This window comes from Streptomyces sp. NPDC059788 (assembly GCF_042732265.1).
Lineage (GTDB): Bacteria > Actinomycetota > Actinomycetes > Streptomycetales > Streptomycetaceae > Streptomyces.
The window spans coordinates 1-19,868 of the sequence record NZ_JBHWHY010000063.1 but is presented as its reverse complement, the minus strand read 5'-3'; the positions used below and the strand labels follow the sequence as shown (position 1 = coordinate 19,868).

Genomic DNA, 19,868 nt, shown 5'->3' with positions numbered 1-19,868 from the left:
TCCGGGAGGCGCGCATGACAGCGGACCGCCGTGGTCTTCAGCCACGTAAACAGCCACGTCAGGCCCGTGCCGAAGCCACCCGGCAGCGCATCCTCGCCGCCGCTGCTCACGTTTTCGCCGAGTACGGCTACGCCGCGGGAACCACCAACCGCATCGCGGAACAGGCCCGGGTCTCGATCGGCTCGCTGTACCAGTACTACCCGAACAAGGACGCGATCCTGGTGGAGCTGATGACCCGGCACCTCGACGCCGGGATCGCCGCCGCCGACGGCCACCAGAACGGACCGCTGCCCGACTCCCTCGAAGAGATCATCCGCCTCTTCGTGCGCGCCGCGATCGACAACCATCTCGACGATCCCCAGCTGCTGCGCGTCATGATGGAGCAGGGGCCCCGGGCCCCCGAAATCCTCGACCGGATCTCCCGGCACGAGCGGGAGCGGATCGCCCATGTCCACGCCCTGTTCGCCGGGCATCCGGAGGTCCGCGTCGCGGACACCCACGTCGCCGCGCGGCTCGTCGTGGCCACGATCGAACTCGTCGTCCACCGGCTCCGCGCCGCACCGGACCCGGTCGACACCGCCCGGTTCGAGAACGAACTCGTCGCCATGCTCACCGGGTATCTCACGACGGCCCGCTGACCCCCCGGCCGCGGTGGGCGCAACTGCCGGAAATCCCGGTGCGGCCCGCTCGTCGCACGTGGTAAATCCCCCTGCCATGGCAGACCTTGAGACAGCGCGGCTGGTGCTCCACCCCCTGACCGCCGCCGAGGCGGAGCGCATGGTGGCGCGCGCACCGGCCGAGGGAGACCGGTGGGCGCCCGGGTACCCGACGGACGGGGACGTGAAGTCCGCCACCGACTTCCTGGGCCACTGCGCGGCCACCGGAAGCCCGCAGCCGTTCGGGGACTACGAGATACGCCGCCGGGCGGACGGGCTGGTGATCGGCAGCCTCGGCTTCCACCGGCCGCCCGACGAGAACGGCAGCGTGACGATCGGCTACGGCCTGGTCCCCGGGGCACGCGGTCACGGATACGCGGCCGAGGCCCTGCGCGCGCTGCTGAGACTGGCCGAGGAACGCGGCATCACCTGCGTGAAGGGCGACGCCGACCACGGCAACACCGCGTCCCAGCGCGTCATGACCGCTGCCGGGATGCGGCTCGTGGGCGAGGACGAGCGGGTGAAGTACTTCGAGCTCACCTGGCCCGGCGCACGGACGGCCACCGTCACGGAAGGGGGCGCCGGGGCACCGTCGCGCGTCCCCGGAAGCGGCGCGGGCCCGGTGCGCGGGACATGATGGCCGTATGACCGCAGACACGCCCGCGCTCACGCTCGTCGCCGGCGACATCACCGAACAGGCGGTGGACGCCGTCGTGAACGCCGCCAACTCTTCGCTGCTGGGCGGCGGGGGAGTGGACGGCGCGATCCACCGGCGCGGCGGGCCCGAGATCCTGGCGGAGTGCCGCGCGCTGCGCGCCTCGCACTACGGCAAGGGGCTGCCCACCGGGCAGGCCGTGGCGACCACGGCGGGCCGGCTGCCGGCCCGCTGGGTGATCCACACCGTCGGACCCGTCTGGGCGGAGTCCGAGGACCGCTCGGACCTGCTCGCCTCCTGCTACCGCGAGTCGCTGCGGGTCGCCGACGAGCTGGGCGCCCGTACCGTCGCTTTTCCGGCGGTCTCCGCCGGGATCTACCGCTGGCCGCTGGACGACGCGGCCCGTATCGCCGCCGGGACGGTACGGGCCGCGAGGACGACGGTGGAGGAGGTGCGCTTCGTGCTGTTCGACGAGCGGACGTACCAGGCGTTCGCCGCGCAGGTGCGCTGACCGGCGGGACGCCGGGCCGGGCCCACGAGGCCCGCACCCGCCGGGCTCACCGGGCCCGGCTCGGAGTCAGGCGAACCGCGCCGCCACGCAGGGATCCTCGTTGCGGTAGCCGAGCCGGGTGTAGAGCCGTTCGGCGGGCGCGTTGTCGGCCAGCTGCCACAGGGTGCAGAACCCGTGCCGCCGTACGGTGTGCCGGGTCAGCCACGAGGTCAGCGCCGCGCCGAGGCCCTGGCCGCGCTGGGCTGCGTCGGTCGCGACGGACGCCATCAGCGGCGCACCGCTGTCCCGCAGGCTGCTCATCGCGCCACACGCCACCAGCCGCCCGTCCGCGCCCCGGATGCCGGCCCAGAGACTGACGTCGGCGGAGCCGGGGCCGGTCGAGTGGGCCGGGCTGTGCTCGTTGAGGAAGGCGAGCAGCTCCCCGTGGTGGCTCTCGTCGAGCGCGACCACCCGGTCCTCCGCCGGGTGCACGGGCGGCTCCTCCAGTGTCCAGCGGAAGACCCACTCGACGACGTCGGTCACCGCCAGATGGCGGCCGACCAGCGCCTCGGTGCCGCGCGGCGCGGTGAACTCCCGTACGCGATCGGGGAAGCCCTGCGCGGCACGCAGCACGAGACCGGCGGCGGCGTCCGGCTCGCCGACGCTCCACACGTGCCCGCGGGCGCCGTCGAGCCAGGCGACGGCGCCGGTGTTGCACCAGCTGGTCCGCTCGGCGGGCCGCTGCCGCGCGGCGCCGAAACGCAGGAGGGCGGCACCCTCCTGGAGCTCCAGGCCCTGCGTGAACAGGTCCTCGGTCCGGGGAAGAAGAGTCGTTGCCTGCATCACTCTCTGAGAAGGACGTAGGGATGGGAACGACTCCGGACACGCGGGAAGCGCGGCCGGAACCGTCCGTCTGAAGTAGGGGGTCCCGGCAGCGGCTGCGCACCCGTGCGCGCCCGGCCGACCGGGTCGGCCAACTCTCGCACACCGCCCCCGGCCCGGTGCAAATTCGCGCCGGGTGCCGTATGCCACCCCACCGGTCACCGGCCGCCGCGCTGGTCACCGAAGGCTGATGTCGTAAATCCGCCAGCCGACCGTGCCCGGCTGCCCGATCCTGGAGACATGCACACCGACTTCGAGCGTTGTCTGCGCGCCGTACAGTCCAAGGACGCCAGGTTCGACGGATGGTTCTACACGGCGGTGCGCACCACGCGTATCTACTGTCGTCCCAGTTGCCCGGTGGTGCCGCCCAAGCCCGAGAACATGACCTTCTACCCGAGCGCCGCCGCCGCTCAGCAGGCCGGGTACCGCGCCTGCAAGCGGTGCCGCCCGGACGCCAGCCCCGGCTCGCCGCAGTGGGACGAGCGCGCCGACCTCGTGGCGCGCGCCATGCGGCTGATCGCCGACGGCGTCGTCGACCGCGAGGGCGTCCCCGGACTCGCCGCACGGCTCGGCTACAGCACCCGCCAGATCGAGCGGCAGCTGCTGGCCGAGCTGGGCGCCGGGCCGCTCGCCCTGGCCCGCGCGCAGCGCGCCCAGACCGCGCGGCTGCTCATCGAGACCAGTGAACTGCCCATGGCGGACGTGGCGTTCGCCGCCGGGTTCGCCAGCATCCGGACCTTCAACGACACGGTCCGCGAGGTGTTCGCCCTCGCGCCCACCGAGCTGCGGCGGCGCGCCCGCCCGGGTGCCGCCGCCGCGCTGCCCGGCGCGCTCGCCCTGCGGCTGCCCTTCCGGCAGCCGCTGTGCCCGGACAACCTCTTCGGCCATCTGGCCGCGACCGCCGTACCGGGCGTGGAGGAGTGGCGGGACGGCGCGTACCGGCGCACCCTCGCCCTCCCGTACGGGCACGGCATCGTCGCCCTGACCCCGCGCCCCGGCCACATCGACTGCCGGCTCTCCCTCACCGACCTGCGCGACCTCGCGGGAGCCATCGCCCGCTGCCGCCGGATGCTCGACCTGGACGCCGACCCGGAGGCGGTCGACACGCTGCTGGGCGAGGACCCCGTGCTGGCCCCGCTGGTCCGCAAGGCGCCCGGGCGCCGGGTGCCGCGCACGGCGGACGCGGACGAGTTCGCGGTACGGGCCGTACTGGGCCAGCAGGTCTCCACCGCCGCGGCCCGTACGCACGCGGGCCGGCTGGTCACCGCGCACGGCCGGAGCATCGACGACCCGGCGGGCGGTCTGACCCACCTCTTCCCCTCCGCCGCCGAACTGGCCGGGCTGGACCCCGAGACCCTCGCCATGCCGCGGACCCGCCGTGCCACGCTCACCGGCATGATCGCGGCCCTCGCCGACGGCTCCGTACAGCTCGGCGTCGGCAGTGACCGCGACCGGGCCCGCGCGCGGCTCGCGGCGCTGCCCGGTGTGGGCCCGTGGACCGTCGAGTGCATCGCCATGCGCGCCCTCGGCGACCCCGACGCCTTCACGCCGACCGACCTGGGCCTGCGCCGCGCCGCCGCCGGGCTCGGGCTGCCGGCCACCCCGGCCGCGCTCGTACGGTATTCGGCGCGCTGGCGGCCGTGGCGCGCGTACGCCGTCCAGTACCTGTGGGCCACCGACGACCACCCCATCAACCACCTGCCGACCGACTGAGGCGATCATGTCCGTTTCCGAAACCGCCGGCGTGGCCGGCGAGCGCCGCCACGCCGTCCTCGCCGACACCCCGTACGGCCCGCTGACCCTCGTGGCCGAGGGGGACGCCCTCGTCGGCCTCTACATGACCGACCAGCGCCACCGGCCGCCCGAGGAGACCTTCGGCCCGCCGGAGGACCCGGAGACCCCGCCCTTCGCGGCGGCCGTCCGGCAGCTGCGCGCCTTTTTCGACGGCACCCTCACCGACTTCGACCTGCCCCTCGCCCCGCGGGGAACGCCCTTCCAGCGCCGCGTCTGGGCCGCCCTGCGCGAGATCCCGTACGGCCGGACGCTCTCGTACGGGCAGCTCGCCGAACGCCTCGGCAAGCCCTCCGCCGCCCGCGCGGTCGGCCTCGCCAACGGCAAGAACCCGATCGGCATCATCATTCCCTGCCACCGCGTGATCGGGGCGAGCGGCAGTCTCACGGGCTACGGCGGCGGGCTCGACCGCAAGCAGCGGCTGCTGGACTTCGAGCGGGGCGCGCCCGTGCGGGGGCGGGGGCGCCCGGACCAGGACCGCGGCGGTCAGCAGGCGCTCTTCGGGTGAGACGGGCGGTCCCGGGGGAGCAGGCCGCACGTCCCGCGGCCGTCCGTGCTCAGCCGCTCTCCACCACCGCCCGCACGTCCGCCACCAGCCGCTCCGCCGCGTCCAGCGAGCGCGCCAGCTCCGGGCCCGTACGGCCCATCCCGCCCAGCAGGGCGCCCGCGCGCTCCGCGAAGCCGGGCGGTGTGCCGGGCAGGGCGGCGGCCGCGGCGAGCGCGCCCTTCTCGTTGATCAGCCAGGTGCGGTGGTGGGCGTGCAGGGCCTGGGTCAGGTCGCCCACCGCCCGCGCCAGGCACAGCGCCGCGTGCAGGGTGTCGGCGGACGCCCGGGACTTGCCCGCGATGGCCACCGAGAACTCGGCGTCCCAGAGCGACGTGCCGGTCAGCGCGGCGCGCAGCGGCTCCGGGTACTCCCGCATCTCCTCCTTGAGACGGCCGAGGTCACCGGTGGGGTCGGCCGGCACGCGGGCCATGGCCAGCTCCCCCGCGTACGCCGGGGACCAGAAGCCCAGCGGGTGGCCCACCTGGGCGCCGATCTCGAACCGGCCCTCCTGGCACTCCCGCCACACGCGTTCCACCCGGTCGGTGTCCCGCAGCAGCCAGTCCACATGGCTGCCGTCCGGCAGCACCAGCCACGCCCCGCCGTTGACCCAGGCGCCCCACGCGCCCGGTCCGTGGATCTCCACCGGCCCGCCGGTGACCTCGGCGGCGAGGTCCGCGAGGGCGGCCAGGCCGAGTTCGCCGCGGTAGTGGACTCCCAGGTCCCAGTCCGAGTCCGGGCGGTGGGTGCCCCTGGCCCGGCTGCCGCCGAGGGTCACACCGACGACGCCCGGCACCTTCGTGAGAGCGGCTGCCATGCCCTCCAGCCAGTGGCCCTCGTGCGACTCGTCCGCCTCGTGTGCCCCGGCGCCGCCGGCCGCCGTGTTCTGCTGCTCCATGCGGGCAGCCTAGGGCGCCCCTCCCGCCGCCGTACGCCGGGGAAGCCGCCGGGCGGCCGGGGCCGTCAGCGCAACAGGTCGCGTACCTCCGCGAGTAAGTCCACCTGGTGGCGCCAGTCGCCGCCCGCGATGTCCATCAGCACGCGGGTGACTCCCGCGCCGCAGTACCGGTGCAGTCGTTCCGCGGCCTCCCGGCAGCCGCCGGTCACGGGGACGTCCGCGAAGCGTTCGCGCGGGGAGCCGTGCGCCGCGGCGAGGCCCGCCGCGATGTCCGCGCGGGTGGGCAGGTCCGGTCCGGCGCCGAGCGCACCGGTGGTGCCGACGGCGACGGCCGGGGACGGGCGGCCGAACGCGGCGGCGAGCTCCGCCAAGTGCACGGCGCCCCGGGCCACGTCGGCGGCCGGTGCCAGGGAAGGGAACCAGCCGTCGCCCAGGTGTGCGGCGCGCCGCAGCGCGGTGCGCGAGGTGCCGCCGATCCAGACCGGCGGCATCGGCACGGCGGGCGCGCACTCCACCGCCGCGTACCCCGGTCCGTACGGCAGCGGCACCCGCTCGCCCGCGAGCAGGCGGGGCAGCAGTCGCAGCACCGTGTCGGTCCGGCGGTTGCGCTCCTCGTACGGAACGCCGGCGGCCGCCCACCGGTCGCGCCCGCCGCCCGTTCCCACGCCCAGCACCAGCCGTCCGTCCGCGATGTGTTGCAGGCTCGCGATCTCCTCGGCGGCCTGAACGGGCGGCCGGAGCGCCGGCGCGTACGCCGCGCCGACGACGGTGATCCGCTCGGTCGCGGCGGCCACCGCCGCCAGCGCCACCACGGTGTCCAGCGACGGGGTACCGGCCGCCGGCCGCCCTCCGTACGCGACGAGGTCGAGCCCGGCCAGTTCCGCGTGCCGGGCCGCCTCGGTGAGCGGGAGCTTCTGCTCCCGCTGTACGGCGGGCGACGGCAGCGTCACGCCGACCGCCAGGCGGCCGGGCCGGACCGCGGAATCCGGGAAAAACGTCATGGAGTGACGATGCAACTTCAAGGGGACTTGAGGTCAAGGGGCGGGCTGCGCGACCCCGTCCTCCAGTTCCACCGGCCCGCGGCCCCGCGCCAGCGCGTCCAGCGCGGCCCGCATCCGCAGCGCCATCGACGGCGCCAGCCGCGGCTCGGCCTCTTCCCACGTCAGCAGGGACCAGGACAGCAGCTCGGTCTCCTGGAGGCGGATGGCCGCGAGCTGCCCGGCGTCCAGCACCCCTCCGTCGTACAGGTACGACACCAGGGGAGGCCGGGCGGTGCCGCGCACCCAGTCGACGGCCAGCAGCGGGCCCGGCTCGATGTCCAGGCCGATCTCCTCGGCGGTCTCCCGCCGCGCGGCCTGGCGGGGCGACTCGTCCGCGTCGGACTCGACGGTGCCGCCGGGCAGTATCCAGGTGTCGCGGTAGTTCGGCTCGACGTACAGCACCCGGCCGTCGGCGTCGCGGAAGATGACTCCGGCCCCCGCGAGCACCCGCGGAAGTCCGGCGATATAAGTGGCGTAGTCCGTGGTCATGCTTTGAGCGTAGTGGGGCCGGAGCCGGGCCTGCCTCAGACGTCGTAGCGGTAGTACCGGGTGTGGTCGAGGAGGTCGGCGGGCGTCATCGTGTGCCAGGGGGCCAGCGGGGTGTGGAGACCGGGCACGTCGCGGGCGGGCTCCAGCGGGAGGTAGTGGGGGACATGGGGGTGCCGGCGCTGCCAGTCGGCCCAGATCTTGTCGACGAAGCAGTGGTGGAGGAAGAACACCGGGTCGTTGGGCGAGGCGAGGAAGTCCATGTGGCCGCCGACGAAGACGTGGGCGGAGCCGTGCAGTTTGCCCCAGTCCCGCTCCCACGGGAACTTCGCGTAGCCCTCCAGGTGGTTGCGGAAGCTGGGGTAGGGCGGTTTCCCGCCGCTCAGGTGGTTCCACGGAGGGCAGTCGTAGACGGGCAGCGCGAGGGCCGCTTCCAGCTGCCGGACCGTCGAGAGGGTGCCGGACGGACGCATGGCGCGGGTGAGGAAGTCCCGGTCGTCCTGGGTGTAATAGCCGTTGGCCCACTCCACGTCGTCGCCGGCGGGCCGGACGTTGACCCGCAGCCGCCAGCCGTTGCGCCGGGCGAAGGGGCCCGTGGTCACCTGCCGGTCGCCGGGCCGCCCGTCGCCGCCCAGGAAGTCGTCGTCCCACAGCGGCGAGTCCCGGCCGCGGTCGCTCGTCCAGTCCCAGTACGGCAGGGCGACACCGGGGTCGATCGCGCGGAGCGCCTGTTCGAAGTACAGCAGGAACTGCCGGTGCCAGGGGAGCAGCGAAGGGGTCAGGTGCGCGGTGCGCCACCCGTGGTCCCGGTGGATGTAGTCGTGGGAGTTGGCCCGGATGTGGACGGCGACCAGCGCGTCGTACACACCGCGCCGCTTGGCCTCCAGGACGGCGTGCACGAAGCGGCGCCGTTCCTCCGCGGTCAGCGCCAGGTGGTTCTTGCGGACATGGGGGCGGGCGGCGGGCGCCGGTGCCGCGGGCGCGACGGGTTCCGGCCATGAGCGAACCGGCGGGGACGGCAGCAGCCGGGCGCCGCGCAGCCGCCGTACGGCCCGCCGCGCGGCCGCCAGCGGCGTCCGGTCGAACCCGTAGTGGCATAGCGGGGACAGGTAGGCGCCTTCTCCCATCCGCATCAGGTCCAGTTCGCGGCCGTCGATCGTCACCCGGGCGCGGCCCTGCCGGGCGTCGATGCGGATCGTCCGGCCGCGATACCGCTCGGTGTACGGCCGCGGGCCGAGCGAACCGGCAGCCGCGGGCAGCAGCGCCGCGGCACCGGCCGCCGTCGCACCCACGACCACGTCGCGTCGTCGCACCAGGCCTCCCCTCGCCCCCTCCAGGAGCTTCACCCCGGTGCGGGGACCGGACGCCTGCCGCGGCCGAATGCATCCGAACAGGTGATTCGGTGCACGGGGGCGCACCGCCCGGCCCGGGGCCGCCCGGTGGGCGCGGGAGCCGCCGACGGGCCGCGCGTACCCGTCTCACCGCGTACCGTCTCACCGCGTTCGCGTAGCACCGTGTACGCGTCTCACCACCGGTCCAGCAGCAGCGCCGCCAGCCGCAGATACGCCCGGTAGGTCTCCGGGGCGAGCCAGGACAGCTCCACCACGCTGCCGGTGGCCAGATGGCCGTCGCGCGGCACCATGACCACGTCGCGGCAGCGTGAACTGAGCCCGCGCACGGTCGCCGGATTCAGGGTCCAGCCGGCCTCCGGGCGGCTGTGGTTGAGCACCACCACGGCGTCCGATGCCAGATGCGGCAGGCCCAGCGTGAGCAGCCGGTCCATGGACCGCTCCGCGTGCGTCAGCCCGGCCGGGTCGGCCCGGGTCACGATCACCACCCGGTCGGCGCGGTCCAGCACGGCCTGCGGGAACCGGTCGGTGTCGGCGAGGGTGACGGCGCAGTACGGCTCGGCGAGCGCGGTCACCGCCGCGTAGTCCCGGTCGGTGAACTGACCCGGCGGGCCGGTCCGGTGCTGTACGGAGTCGTTGGCCAGCACCAGCAGTCCCGACCGGTGCTGGGACACGAACAGCCGGAAGTCCTCGAAGTCGTGCACGTGGCCGACGGAGCGCGCCAGGTCCGACAGCCGGGCGGCGGTGTCGCGGTAGACGCGCCGCGCGATGCGGATGTGGCTGCCGGCGTGCCGGTCCGCGTCGACGGCCAGGACATGCTCCCGGCGCTGTTCGGCGAGCAGCGCGCCGAGCACCGTCGTCGTCGTGGTGCAGCCCACCCGGTCCTTGAGGGCGAGCAGCGCGACGTGCAGGGGCCGCCTCAGCGGTGCCCGGACGGTGGCGAGCAGCCGGTCGCGTTCGGCGTCGGCGTCGCTGCGGTCCGGCTCGGTGAGCTCCGGGCTCAGGCCGGGGGACGGACCGGCCGGTGCGTCGGCGGCCTGGGCGCGGGTGACCGACTCCGGCAGATAGCCCGCGAACACCTCGGCCACCTCGGCGGCCGTCGGACGGGCCTCGGGCTCGACGTCGATGCAGCGCAGCAGGATGTCCCGGAGCCCGGCGTCCATCTGGAGGAACTCCTCCAGCGTGAGCAGGGTGGTGCTCTGGTACCACCGCCAGGACCGGCCCGTCGCGGCGTCGACGAGGATCGTGCCCAGCGCGTACACGTCGCCCGCGGCGATCCGCGACTCACCCCAGGAGGTGACCTCCGGCGCGCGGTGCGGGGAACGCGTGGGCATGGCCAGCGGCGACGCGCTGGACTCACCGTCGATCCGGGCCGAGGCCCACTCCAGAATCCGCACCGTCTCCTCGGTGACCAGCACCGTCCCGGGCGTCAGCGCGCCGTGCACGATGTTGTTGCGGTGGCAGCGGCTCACCGCGCGCGCCAGGTGCCATCCGAGCCACGGAAACAGCGGCGAGCCGTGCAGCGGGCCCGCCGCGTGCAGCAGCGCGCGCAGCGTCGGCGCGGGCAGCTCCGTACTGAGCCGTTCGAGCCGCAGAGCGATCCACGGCACCGGCCCCTCCAGGTCACTGGCCACCACCTCGGGGGCGTAGACCCCGCCCATACGGCGCAGTGCCCGCAACTCGACACCCAGCAGCTCCCTGGCCATCGGCCACTTGACGGACGGCGACACACGCAGCAGCACCTGCGCGCCCGCCTCGTCCACACCGATGTACGCGTTCGGAACGCCACTGGACTCGCCGCGCAGCCGCAGGGTGTACGGGCCGAGCGAGTGCAGGTCCTGCAGACGCAGCGGCAGCCAGGACGGCGCCGCCCCCGACGTGTCCGGCAGCCGGGCCTCCTCGTACGTCTCCGGAGGCAGCGCCCTGATCGGCGCCATCGGCCGGGCACCGAGGTGCGTCAGCAGCCGGTCCTCCAGCCACGCGAACGGCCGGGTGCCCGGCAGGAGTTCACCCGTACCGGACGGGTGCGCCAGCCACGCCGGGAAGTCCGGCGAACGGCCCACCAGGCGCGCCAGCCGCTCGGTCACCGCACGCGTGGTGCGCAGCAGCTCGATCGGGGAGGCGGTGTCCAGCAGGATCTCCTGGGCGCCCTCGGCGAACTCGAAGCTGAGGTGCTGCGGCTGCGCGCCGTCCGCGGGCCCGGCGCGGCGCATCAGCCCGCCGAGGAACACCTCCGCCAGGTGCGACGTCTCGGCGGGCCACGGCACCGCGTCCAGCACCAGCCGCATCACCGGCACCGTGATCGGCGACACCGCGGCCAGATGGGCGGCCAGCCGGTACGCCGGGGCCGAGGCGGCGTCGCGGAAGCGCAGCACGGCGTCCGCCGCGTCCGGGCCGCGGGTGCCCGCCACCGGGCGCGCCCCGGGAGCGGCGGGCGGTGCCAGCAGCGGCAGCTCGGCACTCGCCCCGGGCGAGGCCACCAGCCGGGCCCAGGCGGCGACGGCCGCGCGGCGCGGCTCCAGGACGGGGACCGGGACACCGCGGAAGTCGTCGGCCAGGCCCGCGGGCAGCAGCGCGTTGGCCACGTCCCAGGTGTCGTTCGCCGCGCCCCGCCGCCGGGTCGTCACCCGCCACGGCTCGGCCCGCAGCCCCGAACCGCTCCACATGTGCGCGGGCAGCGCGTGGACGACGCCGGTGGGGCCGCGCCGCGCCCAGCGCTCCAGAGCGGTGTGCAGGGTGCCGTCGCGCCAGCAGGAGCCCACGCCGTCGCTGACGACCAGGATGAGGCTGCGGCCGGACGGATCGGCGACCGAGGCGGGCGACAGCAGCGCCGGATCGGGGTCGAAGGGGCGCGCCCGCAGCCGGGGACCGCCCGGCGACCGGCTGTCCAGGCCATGTACCCGTACGTCCCGGAAGGCGCCCAACTGCTCGAACAGCGCCCGCAGTTCAGCGGCCAGGCGGCGCCACAGCAGCATGGAGACGCCGTCGTCGATCAGCAGCGTCAGATCCAGCCACCGTTCGCGGGCGGGCCGCGTCACCACGTCCGGCAGCCCGGTCTCGGCCATCGCCGCCACGGTCGCCGCGTCGTCCAGCTCCTGGCGGTCACGGCGCGGCCGGCGCTGCTTGAGAGGGCGCAGTGCGCGGCTGAGCCGCAGCTCCTCGTGGCCCAGCGCCTTGCTCTCCGGTATCCGTACGGGCAGCGCCCCGGCGTCCTCGTGCCCGGACTGCGCGGCGGTGTCGGAGAATTCGACGGCGCCGCTCGCCGAAGCGGCGGCGTGCAGCGCGCCGGCGAGCTGGGATGGCGACTGCCGGCGCCCGGCCGGTACGGCACCGGCGCTCGGCGCCCGGCCGGAAGTGCCCGTGGCCGTACCGCCCGGCCGCCGGTCCGGCTCCTCGGACGGCACCCGCTGCGCGCCGGAGTGCGGCCCGGACGGCTGCCCCAGCAGTGCGGCCAGCGGCACCGAACCGTCCCGGGGCAGCCGCCCGGCCAGCCACAGGACGTCCAGCAGCTCCAGGGTGGAGAGGTCGTAGCCGGTGACCGCACCGACCTGCTCGAAACCGGAGCCGCCGCCCGGCACGGCTACACCGTTCCGCCGAGCCGGTGCAGGACCGCCAGCAGCAGTCCCTGCGCGTCCAGGTCCACCCCGCCCTTGCGCAGGAACACCGCGTTGAGCAGCTGGTCCGTCGCCAGTTCGCCGTGTGCCCGCTCGTTGATGAAGGTGTGCAGGAGGTCGTCCATCCCCGGCAGGGCGTCCTCGCCGAGGTGCGCGGCGACGATCCTGCGCAGCTGCTGCTCGTCCGGTTCGGGCAGCGCGAGCCGGACACAGCGGCGCAGGAACGCGGGCGGGAAGTCCCGCTCGCCGTTGCTCGTGATCACCACCACCGGGAACTCCCGGCAGCGCACCAGACCGCGCGTCACCCGCACCCGCCCGCTGTCCGTGCCGTGCAGCAGCACCTCCACCTCGCTGCGGTCCTCCGGCAGCCGGGACAGTTCCGGTATCTCGAACTCGCCCTCCTCGAAGACCATCAGCAGGTCGTTGGGCAGGTCCACGTCGCCCTTGTCCAGCTCGTCGACGAGCAGCACCCGCGGCACCTCGCGCGGCACCAGCGCCGTCCCGAGCGGCCCCAGCCGGATGTACGTGCCGATGTCCGGCTCGGGACCCGCGTGCTCCTGGCGCAGATGCGTCTCCCGCAGCCGGCCGATGGCGTCGTAGTCGTACAGCGCCTCCTTGAGCACCGAACGGCTGTTGACCGGCCACTGGAGCACCGGCCCCAGGCTCAGCTCGTGGGCGATGGCGTGCGCCAGCGACGACTTGCCGGTGCCCGGGTGGCCCGTCACCAGCAGCGGGCGCCGCAGGTGCAGGGCGGCGCTCACCACGTCCGCCTGCGCCCGGCCGATCAGGTACGGGCGCTCCCGCCGCCGCCCGCCGTCCGCGTCACCGGGCGGCCCGAACTGCCGCCAGGGCGGCGCCGGGGGCAGCACCGCCCGCCGGGGCGTGCGATCGCCCCGGAAGAGCCGCCACGCGTCGTTCTCCGTCATCGCCGATCCGCTCCCGCCCGTCCGCCGTCGCTTCCCGCCGCGGCCCGCACCCGCGCGCCGCGGCCCGTACGCCTCGTACGTCGCGCGCCTGTCATCCCTGCGCTCCCGCACCCGGATCGGCGAGCCGCAACTCGTCCGGCAGCGGCAGCCCGGCGTCCTCCCAGACGAGCGCGGGCCGGGCCGCCTGCGCCGGGTCCATGTGGGCCCGTACCCGGAAATGCCGTATGCGCTCCGGCAGTTCCTCCAACGGCCCGGACGGGCGCGACGGTTCCAGGCGCGCCGCCTGCCGGTGGTCGACCGCCTCCCGGTCCCACAGCACGATCGGCACCCCCATGAACAAGCACACGTTCAGCAGCAGCGCCCGGTGCTTGGGCGGCCCGTGCACCACGACGCTGCCCTGGTCCCGGTGCGTGGTCTTCAGCATCCCCATCAGCTCCCGGTCGCTGGTGACCTGCTCGTCGGCGATCAGCGGCCCGGTGCGCCGCCGCGCCTCCCAGCGGCGGCTGAGATCGTGCAGAGCGGTACGGGAGTGCCGGCGCACCTGCGGGCAGCGCAGGACGACGAGGAAGTCCTCGCCCAGCGGCGCCGGATACAGCTCACCCGGCTCCGCGCCGTCCCACTCGTCCACCGGCAGCTGCAGCCCGTCCGGGCCGACGGCCACCGCCACCATCGGCACGCCCTGCCCGGGACCCTCCGCGCCACTGGCGACGGCGCGCACCAGCCGGGCGATGCCCGCGCCGTCCAGCGGACGGTCGTCGCCGGGCCCCGCACGGGCGGCCGTGCCGTCGTCCCGCACCCGCCACAGCGAGCACCGGTAGCGGTCCGGCGGGTCGTCCGTGTGCCGGGACAGCTCCACCAGGACACAGGTACCCGCCGACGCCGTCCGCGCGGCCCAGCGCGCCGCGTCCGCCCGCCGCTCGTCCAGCGCCGACGGATGGACGCCCAGCCGCTGCGCGACCCGGGTGCTCCACTCCCGCAGCACCTCGCCCGGCAGCCCGCCGACCTCCGCCGCCACGTACTCGACCACCCGCACCAGCGCGGGCAGCCGGGGCGTCTCGTTCGGTACGGACGTGCAGTCGCCGGGCCAGGTCTCCAGCGCCCGCAGCGCGGCCGGCACCGCCGAAGCCGACAGCCGCGCGCCGTGCAGCGGGGCGGGCAGCGTCATGAACTGCAGGGCCGCGGCGGCGGCCCGGGGGAGCAGCCCCGGATCACGGCAGGTCAGGTCCGTCAGCTTGGCGAGCAGTTTGCGGTGCTCGCCCACCGACAGCAGGCCGCCCTCCTCGACCATCCGCCCCAGGGCCAGCAGCCGGTCCAGCTCGGCGCGCGCCCCGCCGTCGGTGACGGTACGGGCGACCGACTCGCTCAGGGTCGGCAGCGCCCGCCGCTCCGTGTACAGGACGGTGACCAGTTCCTCCACGGTGGGCGCCGAACCGTCCGCCGGGGTGCGCAGGCCCAGTTCCGCGCCCAGGGCCGTGGCGTGCGCGGCACGCTCAGCGGGCACCCCGAGCAGCGCCTGCACCGGTCCCGCCAGCATGTCGCGCAAACCGCTGTCGTCGGAGAAGGCCGCCGCACCGCGCCTGCGGTCCGGGGGCAGCAGTCCGCCCGCGCCCGCCCGCAGCAGCTCGGCCTCGATCGCCTGCCGGCTGATGCCCCAGCTGCGCCGTACCGTGTGCTGGGCGGAGAATGCTCCGCCCGGCGCCGTGATCCGGCCCATCATCAGGCCGACCGCGGCCGCGTCGCGGAGCGACCACAGGGGGCCGCCGCTGTAGCCCTCCTCGACGGCCGCGCCCGACAGCTGCCCGTCCAGATAGCCCACCGAGCCGTCGCAGGCGCCCACCCGCACGTCGGCATAGGTGAACGGCTGCCCGCCGCCGTACCAGGTACGTACCTCCTGGCCGGTGGCCAGGTCCGCCCAGGGCAGCGCGCGCACCGGGGCGGGCGGCGGCCCGTCCAGCTCCAGTACGGCCAGGTCACCGGCCCACTCCAGCGCCCCGTCGGGTGCCGGACCGGCGCGGTCGGCGGCACGCGGAGCCACCCACACGACCAGCCGCGCGGGCACGGCCGGGGCGGGGGACAGCGCGGGGAAGGCGACCTCCAGGCGGACGTCCCCCGGGTCGGGGTGGCTCAGCGGCCGCCGCCCGAGCGCGGTGTTGACCACGTGGGCACAGGTCAGCAGGTACCGGGCGGTCAGGTAGACCCCCGCGCCCGCCGTCCGGGCCTGCCCGCCCACGACCCTGACCAGGGCTCCGCGGGCGTCCGCGGGGGGCTCGTCCGCGGGCACCGTGAACCAGCCCACGGCTCAGTCCCGAACCGGGAACTGCCAGCTCGCCGAGACGGTCATGCTCGCCTGGCCGCCGCTGCCCACGATGCCCAGCTTCAGGTCCTGGCCGATCTGCACGCCGAAGGTGACGGCCAGCTCCCGCGGCGGATCGGGCGCCGACCGCACCGCGTCGTGCACCTGCTGGAGGACCGGCCCCAGCGGACTCAGTACGGCCCGCAGCGCGTCGGACGCCAGGGCGGTGACCCGGGCACCGCTGCCCACCGGTGTGACTCCGCCGATCCCGCCGGGCAGGTCCGCGTCACCGGCCCCGCCGGCCGGCTCGCCGGCGGACGCCAGTTCCACCCGGACGGTGGCGTCCTCGAACGGGAACTCCACATAGTCGTAATGCGGCACAGGCTCATTGTGCCGATCAAGTCGCCCTGGGAACAGGTGTGTTCGCCGATCGGTACGTGTCCGGTACCGGGCGCGCCGCGGCGCGCGCCCGTCGTCCGGTCCGTTCCCCGGGCGCCCGCTACGGCCCCGGGGGCCCCTGCTCGGGCGGTCCCTGTCCCGGTGTGCCCTGCCCGGAGGTCCCCGGCCCCGGCGTGCCCGTGTCGTCGCCCGACCGCTTGGCGTCCGCGGCCCGCCGCAGCCGCGGGTGGCGCGTCCGCCCCTGCTCGGTGATCGTCTCGCCGACGATGGTGCGCACCGCGTCCCGCAGCCCGTGCAGCGCGTGGTGCCGGGCCGGACCGGCACCAGGGTCCTCGCGCAGCTCCTTCAGCAGCGCCCAGCACAGCGCCAGCATCACGAACACGAAGGGCAGCGCGACCAGGATCGTCGCCGTCTGGAGCGAGCCGAGCCCGCCGGCCACCAGCAGCACCGCCGCGACCGCGGCCATCAGGATGCCCCAGGTGACCACCAGCCACGTCCGCGGGTGCAGCGCGCCCCGGCTGGTCAGCGACCCCATCACCAGGGACGCGGAGTCGGCGCTGGTGATGAAGTACGTCATCACCAGGATCATGGCCGCCCAGGAGGTCACGGCCCCGGCCGGCAGCGCGTCCAGCATCCCGAACAGCGACGCCTCCGCGTCCTTCGCGTTCTTCGCCAGGTCGGCGAGGCCGCTGGCGTCCAGCCGGATCGCGCTGCCGCCCATCACGCAGAACCACACCATCGTGGCGCCGCTGGGCACCAGCAGGACACCGACCAGGAACTCCCGGATGGTGCGCCCGTGCGAGATGCGCGCGATGAACGTGCCGACGAACGGGGCCCAGGACAGCCACCAGGCCCAGTAGAAGATCGTCCAGACGCCGAGCCAGTCCGCTTCGGTGAACGCGCCGGTCCGCGAGGCCATCGGCAGCAGGTCGCCGAGGTAGCCGCCGACGCTCGCCGGGATGCTGTCCAGGACGTACACCGTCGGCCCGAGCACGAAGACGAACAGCATCAGCAGCGCGGCCAGCACGATGTTCAGGGTGGACAGCCACTTGACGCCCTTGTGCAGGCCGGAGAAGGCCGACGCCACGAACGCGGCGGACAGCGCGACGATGATGACCAGCTGCACGGTGGTGCTGTCCGCCGCGCCCGTGGTGATGTTGAGCCCCCTGCTGACCTGGAGGGCGCCGAGGCCGAGGCTGGTGGCCGTACCGAAGACGGTCGCGAAGACGGCCAGCAGGTCGATCAGGTGCCCCAGCCGCCCGCCGGCCCGCCGCTCGCCGATCAGCGGGACGAACGCGGAGCTGAGCCGGTTGCTGCGGCCCTTGCGGAAGCCCGCGTACGCCAGGGCCAGGCCCGCGATGCCGTAGATGGCCCACGGCGTCAGGGTCCAGTGGAAGAACGAGTACTCCAGCGCGGTACGGGCCGCGGCGCCACTGTGCGGCGTGACCCCGCTCGCGGGCGGCGGGGAGACGTAGTGCTGGAGCGGTTCGCCCACGCCGTAGAACATCAGGCCGATGCCCATGCCGGCGCTGAACATCATCGCGATCCACGCCAGATTGCCGAATTCCGGCTCCGCGTCGTCCTTGCCGAGCCGGATACGGCCGAAACGGCTGAAGGCGATGACGACGCACAGGACGAGAAAGACATCGGCGGCCACCACGAACAGCCAGCCGAAATTCCCCAGCACCCAATTCAGTGCGGAATCGGTGACCGATTCGAAATTCTTTTTGCCCAGCGCCGCCCAGGCCACCACCGCGAGCACCGCGGCCACTCCGACACCGACCAGGGTCAGGTCGGGCGGCGGATCGTGCTCCGCGCTGCCCGGCACGGAATTCGGCGTCGGTTCCTCGGACGTCTGCACGCTCATGGCGTCCCACTATGGCCGGAAAAGTGGTCCTCTGCCGGTTTGGCGCGCCGTTCGGCGTCATCGGTCCCTGTTCGCCGGGGCCCCCGCCGGATAAGGTCGCAGCGGCGCGACTGCCAGTTCGAAAGCAAGGGGAAACAGTGGCGGACGCAGCAAGGACACCGGCGGCAGACCAGGACCGGGCACCGCGGGTGCTGGTCGCCGCGGACAAATTCAAGGGCTCGCTCACGGCCACCGAGGTCGCCCGCCACGTCACGGCCGGGCTGCGCCGGGCCGTCCCCGGCCTGGCGGTGGAGTCCGTCCCGGTCGCCGACGGCGGCGACGGCACGGTCGCGGCCGCCCTCGCGGCAGGCTTCACCCGGCACGAGGTCCGGGTCACCGGCCCCGTTGGCGCCCCGGTGACGGCCACCTACGCGCTCCACGCGGACGGCACGGCCGTCGTCGAGATGGCGGAGGCGTCCGGCCTCCAGCACCTCCCGAAGGGCCGCTTCGCGCCGCTCACGGCCACCACGTACGGCACCGGCGAGCTGCTGCGCGCGGCACTGGACGCGGGCGCCGCCACGATCGTCCTCGGTGTCGGCGGCAGCGCCACCACCGACGGCGGCGCGGGCATGCTCGCCGCCCTCGGCGCCCGCTTCCTGGACGCCGCGGGCACACCGCTCGCACCGGGCGGCGGTCCGCTGCGCGATCTGGCCACCGCCGACCTGTCGGGCCTGGACGCGCGGCTCGCCCGTGCGGAGGTGGTCCTCGCCGGCGACGTGGACAACCCGCTGACCGGCCCCAAGGGCGCGCCCGCCGTCTACGGGCCGCAGAAGGGCGCGAGCGAACAGGACGTCGCGGCGCTGGACGCGGCCCTGGCCCACTACGCCAAGGTCCTGGAGACCGCGGTGGGGCCCCGCGCCGCCGAGTACGCCGCGGCGCCCGGCGCGGGCGCGGCGGGCGGCATCGGCTACGGCGCCCTCGTCGGCCTGGGCGCCGCCTTCCGGCCGGGCATCGACGTCATGCTGGAGGTGCTGGGCTTCGCCCCGGCCCTGGCCCGCGCCACCTTCGTCGTCACCGGCGAAGGGTCGCTGGACGAGCAGACCCTGCACGGCAAGGCACCGGCCGGCGTCGCGGCGGCGGCCCGCGCCGCTGGCCTGGACGTGGCGGCGGTCTGCGGGCGCCTGGCCCTGCCGCCGGAGGCCCTGGGCCGGGCTGGTATCCGCCGCGCCTACCCGCTGACCGACCTGGAGCCGGACCCGGCCCGCTGCATGGCCGAGGCGGGCCCGCTCCTGGAGCGGGCCGCGGAGGCCCTCGCGCGCGACTTCCTGCTGTGAGGCGCTGACGTACGGGCCGGGGGCGCGTCCGAGGCGCTGACGTACGGGCCGGGGCGTGGCCTACGGGCCAGGAGCGCGTCGCGGGGCTCGGAGGCCCGCGACGCGCCCCCTGGGCCTCCGCTTCCGCGCCCTGCGTGCCCGCGTGCTCCCGGATACGACAAAAGGCCCCCGCCGGGCTGACGCGCCCGGCGGGGGCCTTTCTGGTTCCGTGTCCGGTCCGTGGACCGCGATCCGCTACTGGATCTGTGCGCTGCGCGCCTCGCGGCGGTTGTCGCGGAAGGTGTTGACCCGGCGGGCCGTCGCGAAGACCGGGATCATCGCGCCCAGCACGATCTGGAGGGAGCATCCGGTCTGCAGGAGCATCTGGCCGCCGGGGGCGTCCAGCGCCCAGGCCGCCAGCATGCCCATGCTCAGCACGATCCAGCTGAGCATCGCCACCGCGAGCCGGCCCCGCGGCTTCGGGTACTCGACCCGGCTCACCATCAGCCAGGCCACCCCGATGATCGCCAGCAGCGTCGGCACGAAGGGCAGCTCCAGCAGCACGATCGCGACGACGGTCAGGGCGCCGAACGGGCTCGGCATCCCCTGGAAGATGCCGTCACGCAGCGTCACGCAGGAGAACCGGGCCAGCCGCAGGATCACCGCCAGCAGCACCACCACCGCGG

At 75.1% G+C, this 19,868-nt stretch carries 16 protein-coding genes and 1 pseudogene; 6 read left to right on the top strand and 11 right to left on the bottom strand.

Features of this window, described 5'->3' with window-relative positions; translation table 11 throughout:
* Positions 1–14: 14 nt before the first annotated feature.
* The 3 genes from ACFV57_RS37620 (at position 15) to ACFV57_RS37610 (ending at position 1,822) form a co-directional block, all read left to right on the top strand.
* A complete protein-coding gene (locus ACFV57_RS37620) occupies positions 15–638 on the top strand; it encodes a TetR/AcrR family transcriptional regulator (RefSeq protein ID WP_385242040.1) in 624 nt (207 codons plus the stop codon).
* 76 nt (positions 639–714) lie between these two features.
* Positions 715–1,293 (top strand): GNAT family N-acetyltransferase, encoded by a 579-nt coding sequence (locus ACFV57_RS37615; RefSeq protein ID WP_385242037.1) that lies wholly within the window; start codon positions 715–717, stop codon positions 1,291–1,293.
* 7 nt (positions 1,294–1,300) lie between these two features.
* Positions 1,301–1,822, top strand: coding sequence for an O-acetyl-ADP-ribose deacetylase (locus ACFV57_RS37610; protein WP_385242034.1), 522 nt, complete (start codon positions 1,301–1,303; stop codon positions 1,820–1,822).
* Between the two features lie 66 nt (positions 1,823–1,888).
* Here the strand turns inward: ACFV57_RS37610 and ACFV57_RS37605 are convergent, their stop codons facing one another.
* On the bottom strand, positions 1,889–2,644 hold the full coding sequence (locus tag ACFV57_RS37605; protein ID WP_385242031.1) for a GNAT family N-acetyltransferase: 756 nt from the start codon (positions 2,642–2,644) through the stop codon (positions 1,889–1,891).
* A 279-nt stretch (positions 2,645–2,923) separates the two neighbouring features.
* On the opposite strand from ACFV57_RS37605, the gene ACFV57_RS37600 reads away from it, so the two are divergent.
* Complete coding sequence (locus ACFV57_RS37600; RefSeq protein ID WP_385242028.1) at positions 2,924–4,396, top strand: AlkA N-terminal domain-containing protein; 1,473 nt, start codon at positions 2,924–2,926, stop codon at positions 4,394–4,396.
* Between the two features lie 7 nt (positions 4,397–4,403).
* Positions 4,404–4,982 (top strand): methylated-DNA--[protein]-cysteine S-methyltransferase, encoded by a 579-nt coding sequence (locus ACFV57_RS37595; protein ID WP_385242025.1) that lies wholly within the window; start codon positions 4,404–4,406, stop codon positions 4,980–4,982.
* Between the two features lie 49 nt (positions 4,983–5,031).
* Here ACFV57_RS37595 and ACFV57_RS37590 read toward each other — a convergent pair whose 3' ends face one another.
* From ACFV57_RS37590 to ACFV57_RS37550, 9 genes are all read right to left on the bottom strand, one after another.
* Entirely contained in the window at positions 5,032–5,835 is an 804-nt protein-coding gene (locus ACFV57_RS37590) for a nucleotidyltransferase domain-containing protein (protein ID WP_385242141.1), read from the bottom strand.
* A gap of 146 nt (positions 5,836–5,981) precedes the next feature.
* Positions 5,982–6,917, bottom strand: a complete 936-nt coding sequence (locus ACFV57_RS37585) for an LLM class flavin-dependent oxidoreductase (RefSeq protein ID WP_385242022.1) — start codon at positions 6,915–6,917, stop codon at positions 5,982–5,984.
* Positions 6,918–6,950: 33 nt separating this feature from the next.
* A complete protein-coding gene (locus ACFV57_RS37580) occupies positions 6,951–7,445 on the bottom strand; it encodes an NUDIX domain-containing protein (RefSeq protein WP_385242020.1) in 495 nt (164 codons plus the stop codon).
* A 35-nt stretch (positions 7,446–7,480) separates the two neighbouring features.
* A complete protein-coding gene (locus tag ACFV57_RS37575) occupies positions 7,481–8,755 on the bottom strand; it encodes a tyrosinase family oxidase copper chaperone (RefSeq protein WP_385242018.1) in 1,275 nt (424 codons plus the stop codon).
* Positions 8,756–8,967: 212 nt separating this feature from the next.
* Positions 8,968–12,369, bottom strand: coding sequence for an SAV_2336 N-terminal domain-related protein (locus ACFV57_RS37570; protein WP_385242015.1), 3,402 nt, complete (start codon positions 12,367–12,369; stop codon positions 8,968–8,970).
* Positions 12,370–12,371: 2 nt separating this feature from the next.
* Positions 12,372–13,331, bottom strand: a complete 960-nt coding sequence (locus tag ACFV57_RS37565; protein WP_385242012.1) for an AAA family ATPase — start codon at positions 13,329–13,331, stop codon at positions 12,372–12,374.
* Between the two features lie 91 nt (positions 13,332–13,422).
* Entirely contained in the window at positions 13,423–15,627 is a 2,205-nt protein-coding gene (locus ACFV57_RS37560; protein ID WP_385242009.1) for a trypsin-like peptidase domain-containing protein, read from the bottom strand.
* Between the two features lie 3 nt (positions 15,628–15,630).
* Entirely contained in the window at positions 15,631–16,005 is a 375-nt protein-coding gene (locus tag ACFV57_RS37555; RefSeq protein WP_385242006.1) for a CU044_2847 family protein, read from the bottom strand.
* Positions 16,006–16,123: 118 nt separating this feature from the next.
* Complete coding sequence (locus ACFV57_RS37550) at positions 16,124–17,890, bottom strand: BCCT family transporter (protein ID WP_385242003.1); 1,767 nt, start codon at positions 17,888–17,890, stop codon at positions 16,124–16,126.
* A gap of 188 nt (positions 17,891–18,078) precedes the next feature.
* Here ACFV57_RS37550 and ACFV57_RS37545 point away from each other — a divergent pair, with 188 nt between their 5' ends.
* Positions 18,079–19,203 (top strand): glycerate kinase, encoded by a 1,125-nt coding sequence (locus ACFV57_RS37545; protein WP_385242138.1) that lies wholly within the window; start codon positions 18,079–18,081, stop codon positions 19,201–19,203.
* Between the two features lie 234 nt (positions 19,204–19,437).
* Here ACFV57_RS37545 and ACFV57_RS37540 read toward each other — a convergent pair.
* Positions 19,438–19,868 (bottom strand): annotated as a pseudogene (locus ACFV57_RS37540) (CDP-diacylglycerol--serine O-phosphatidyltransferase); the annotation flags it as partial.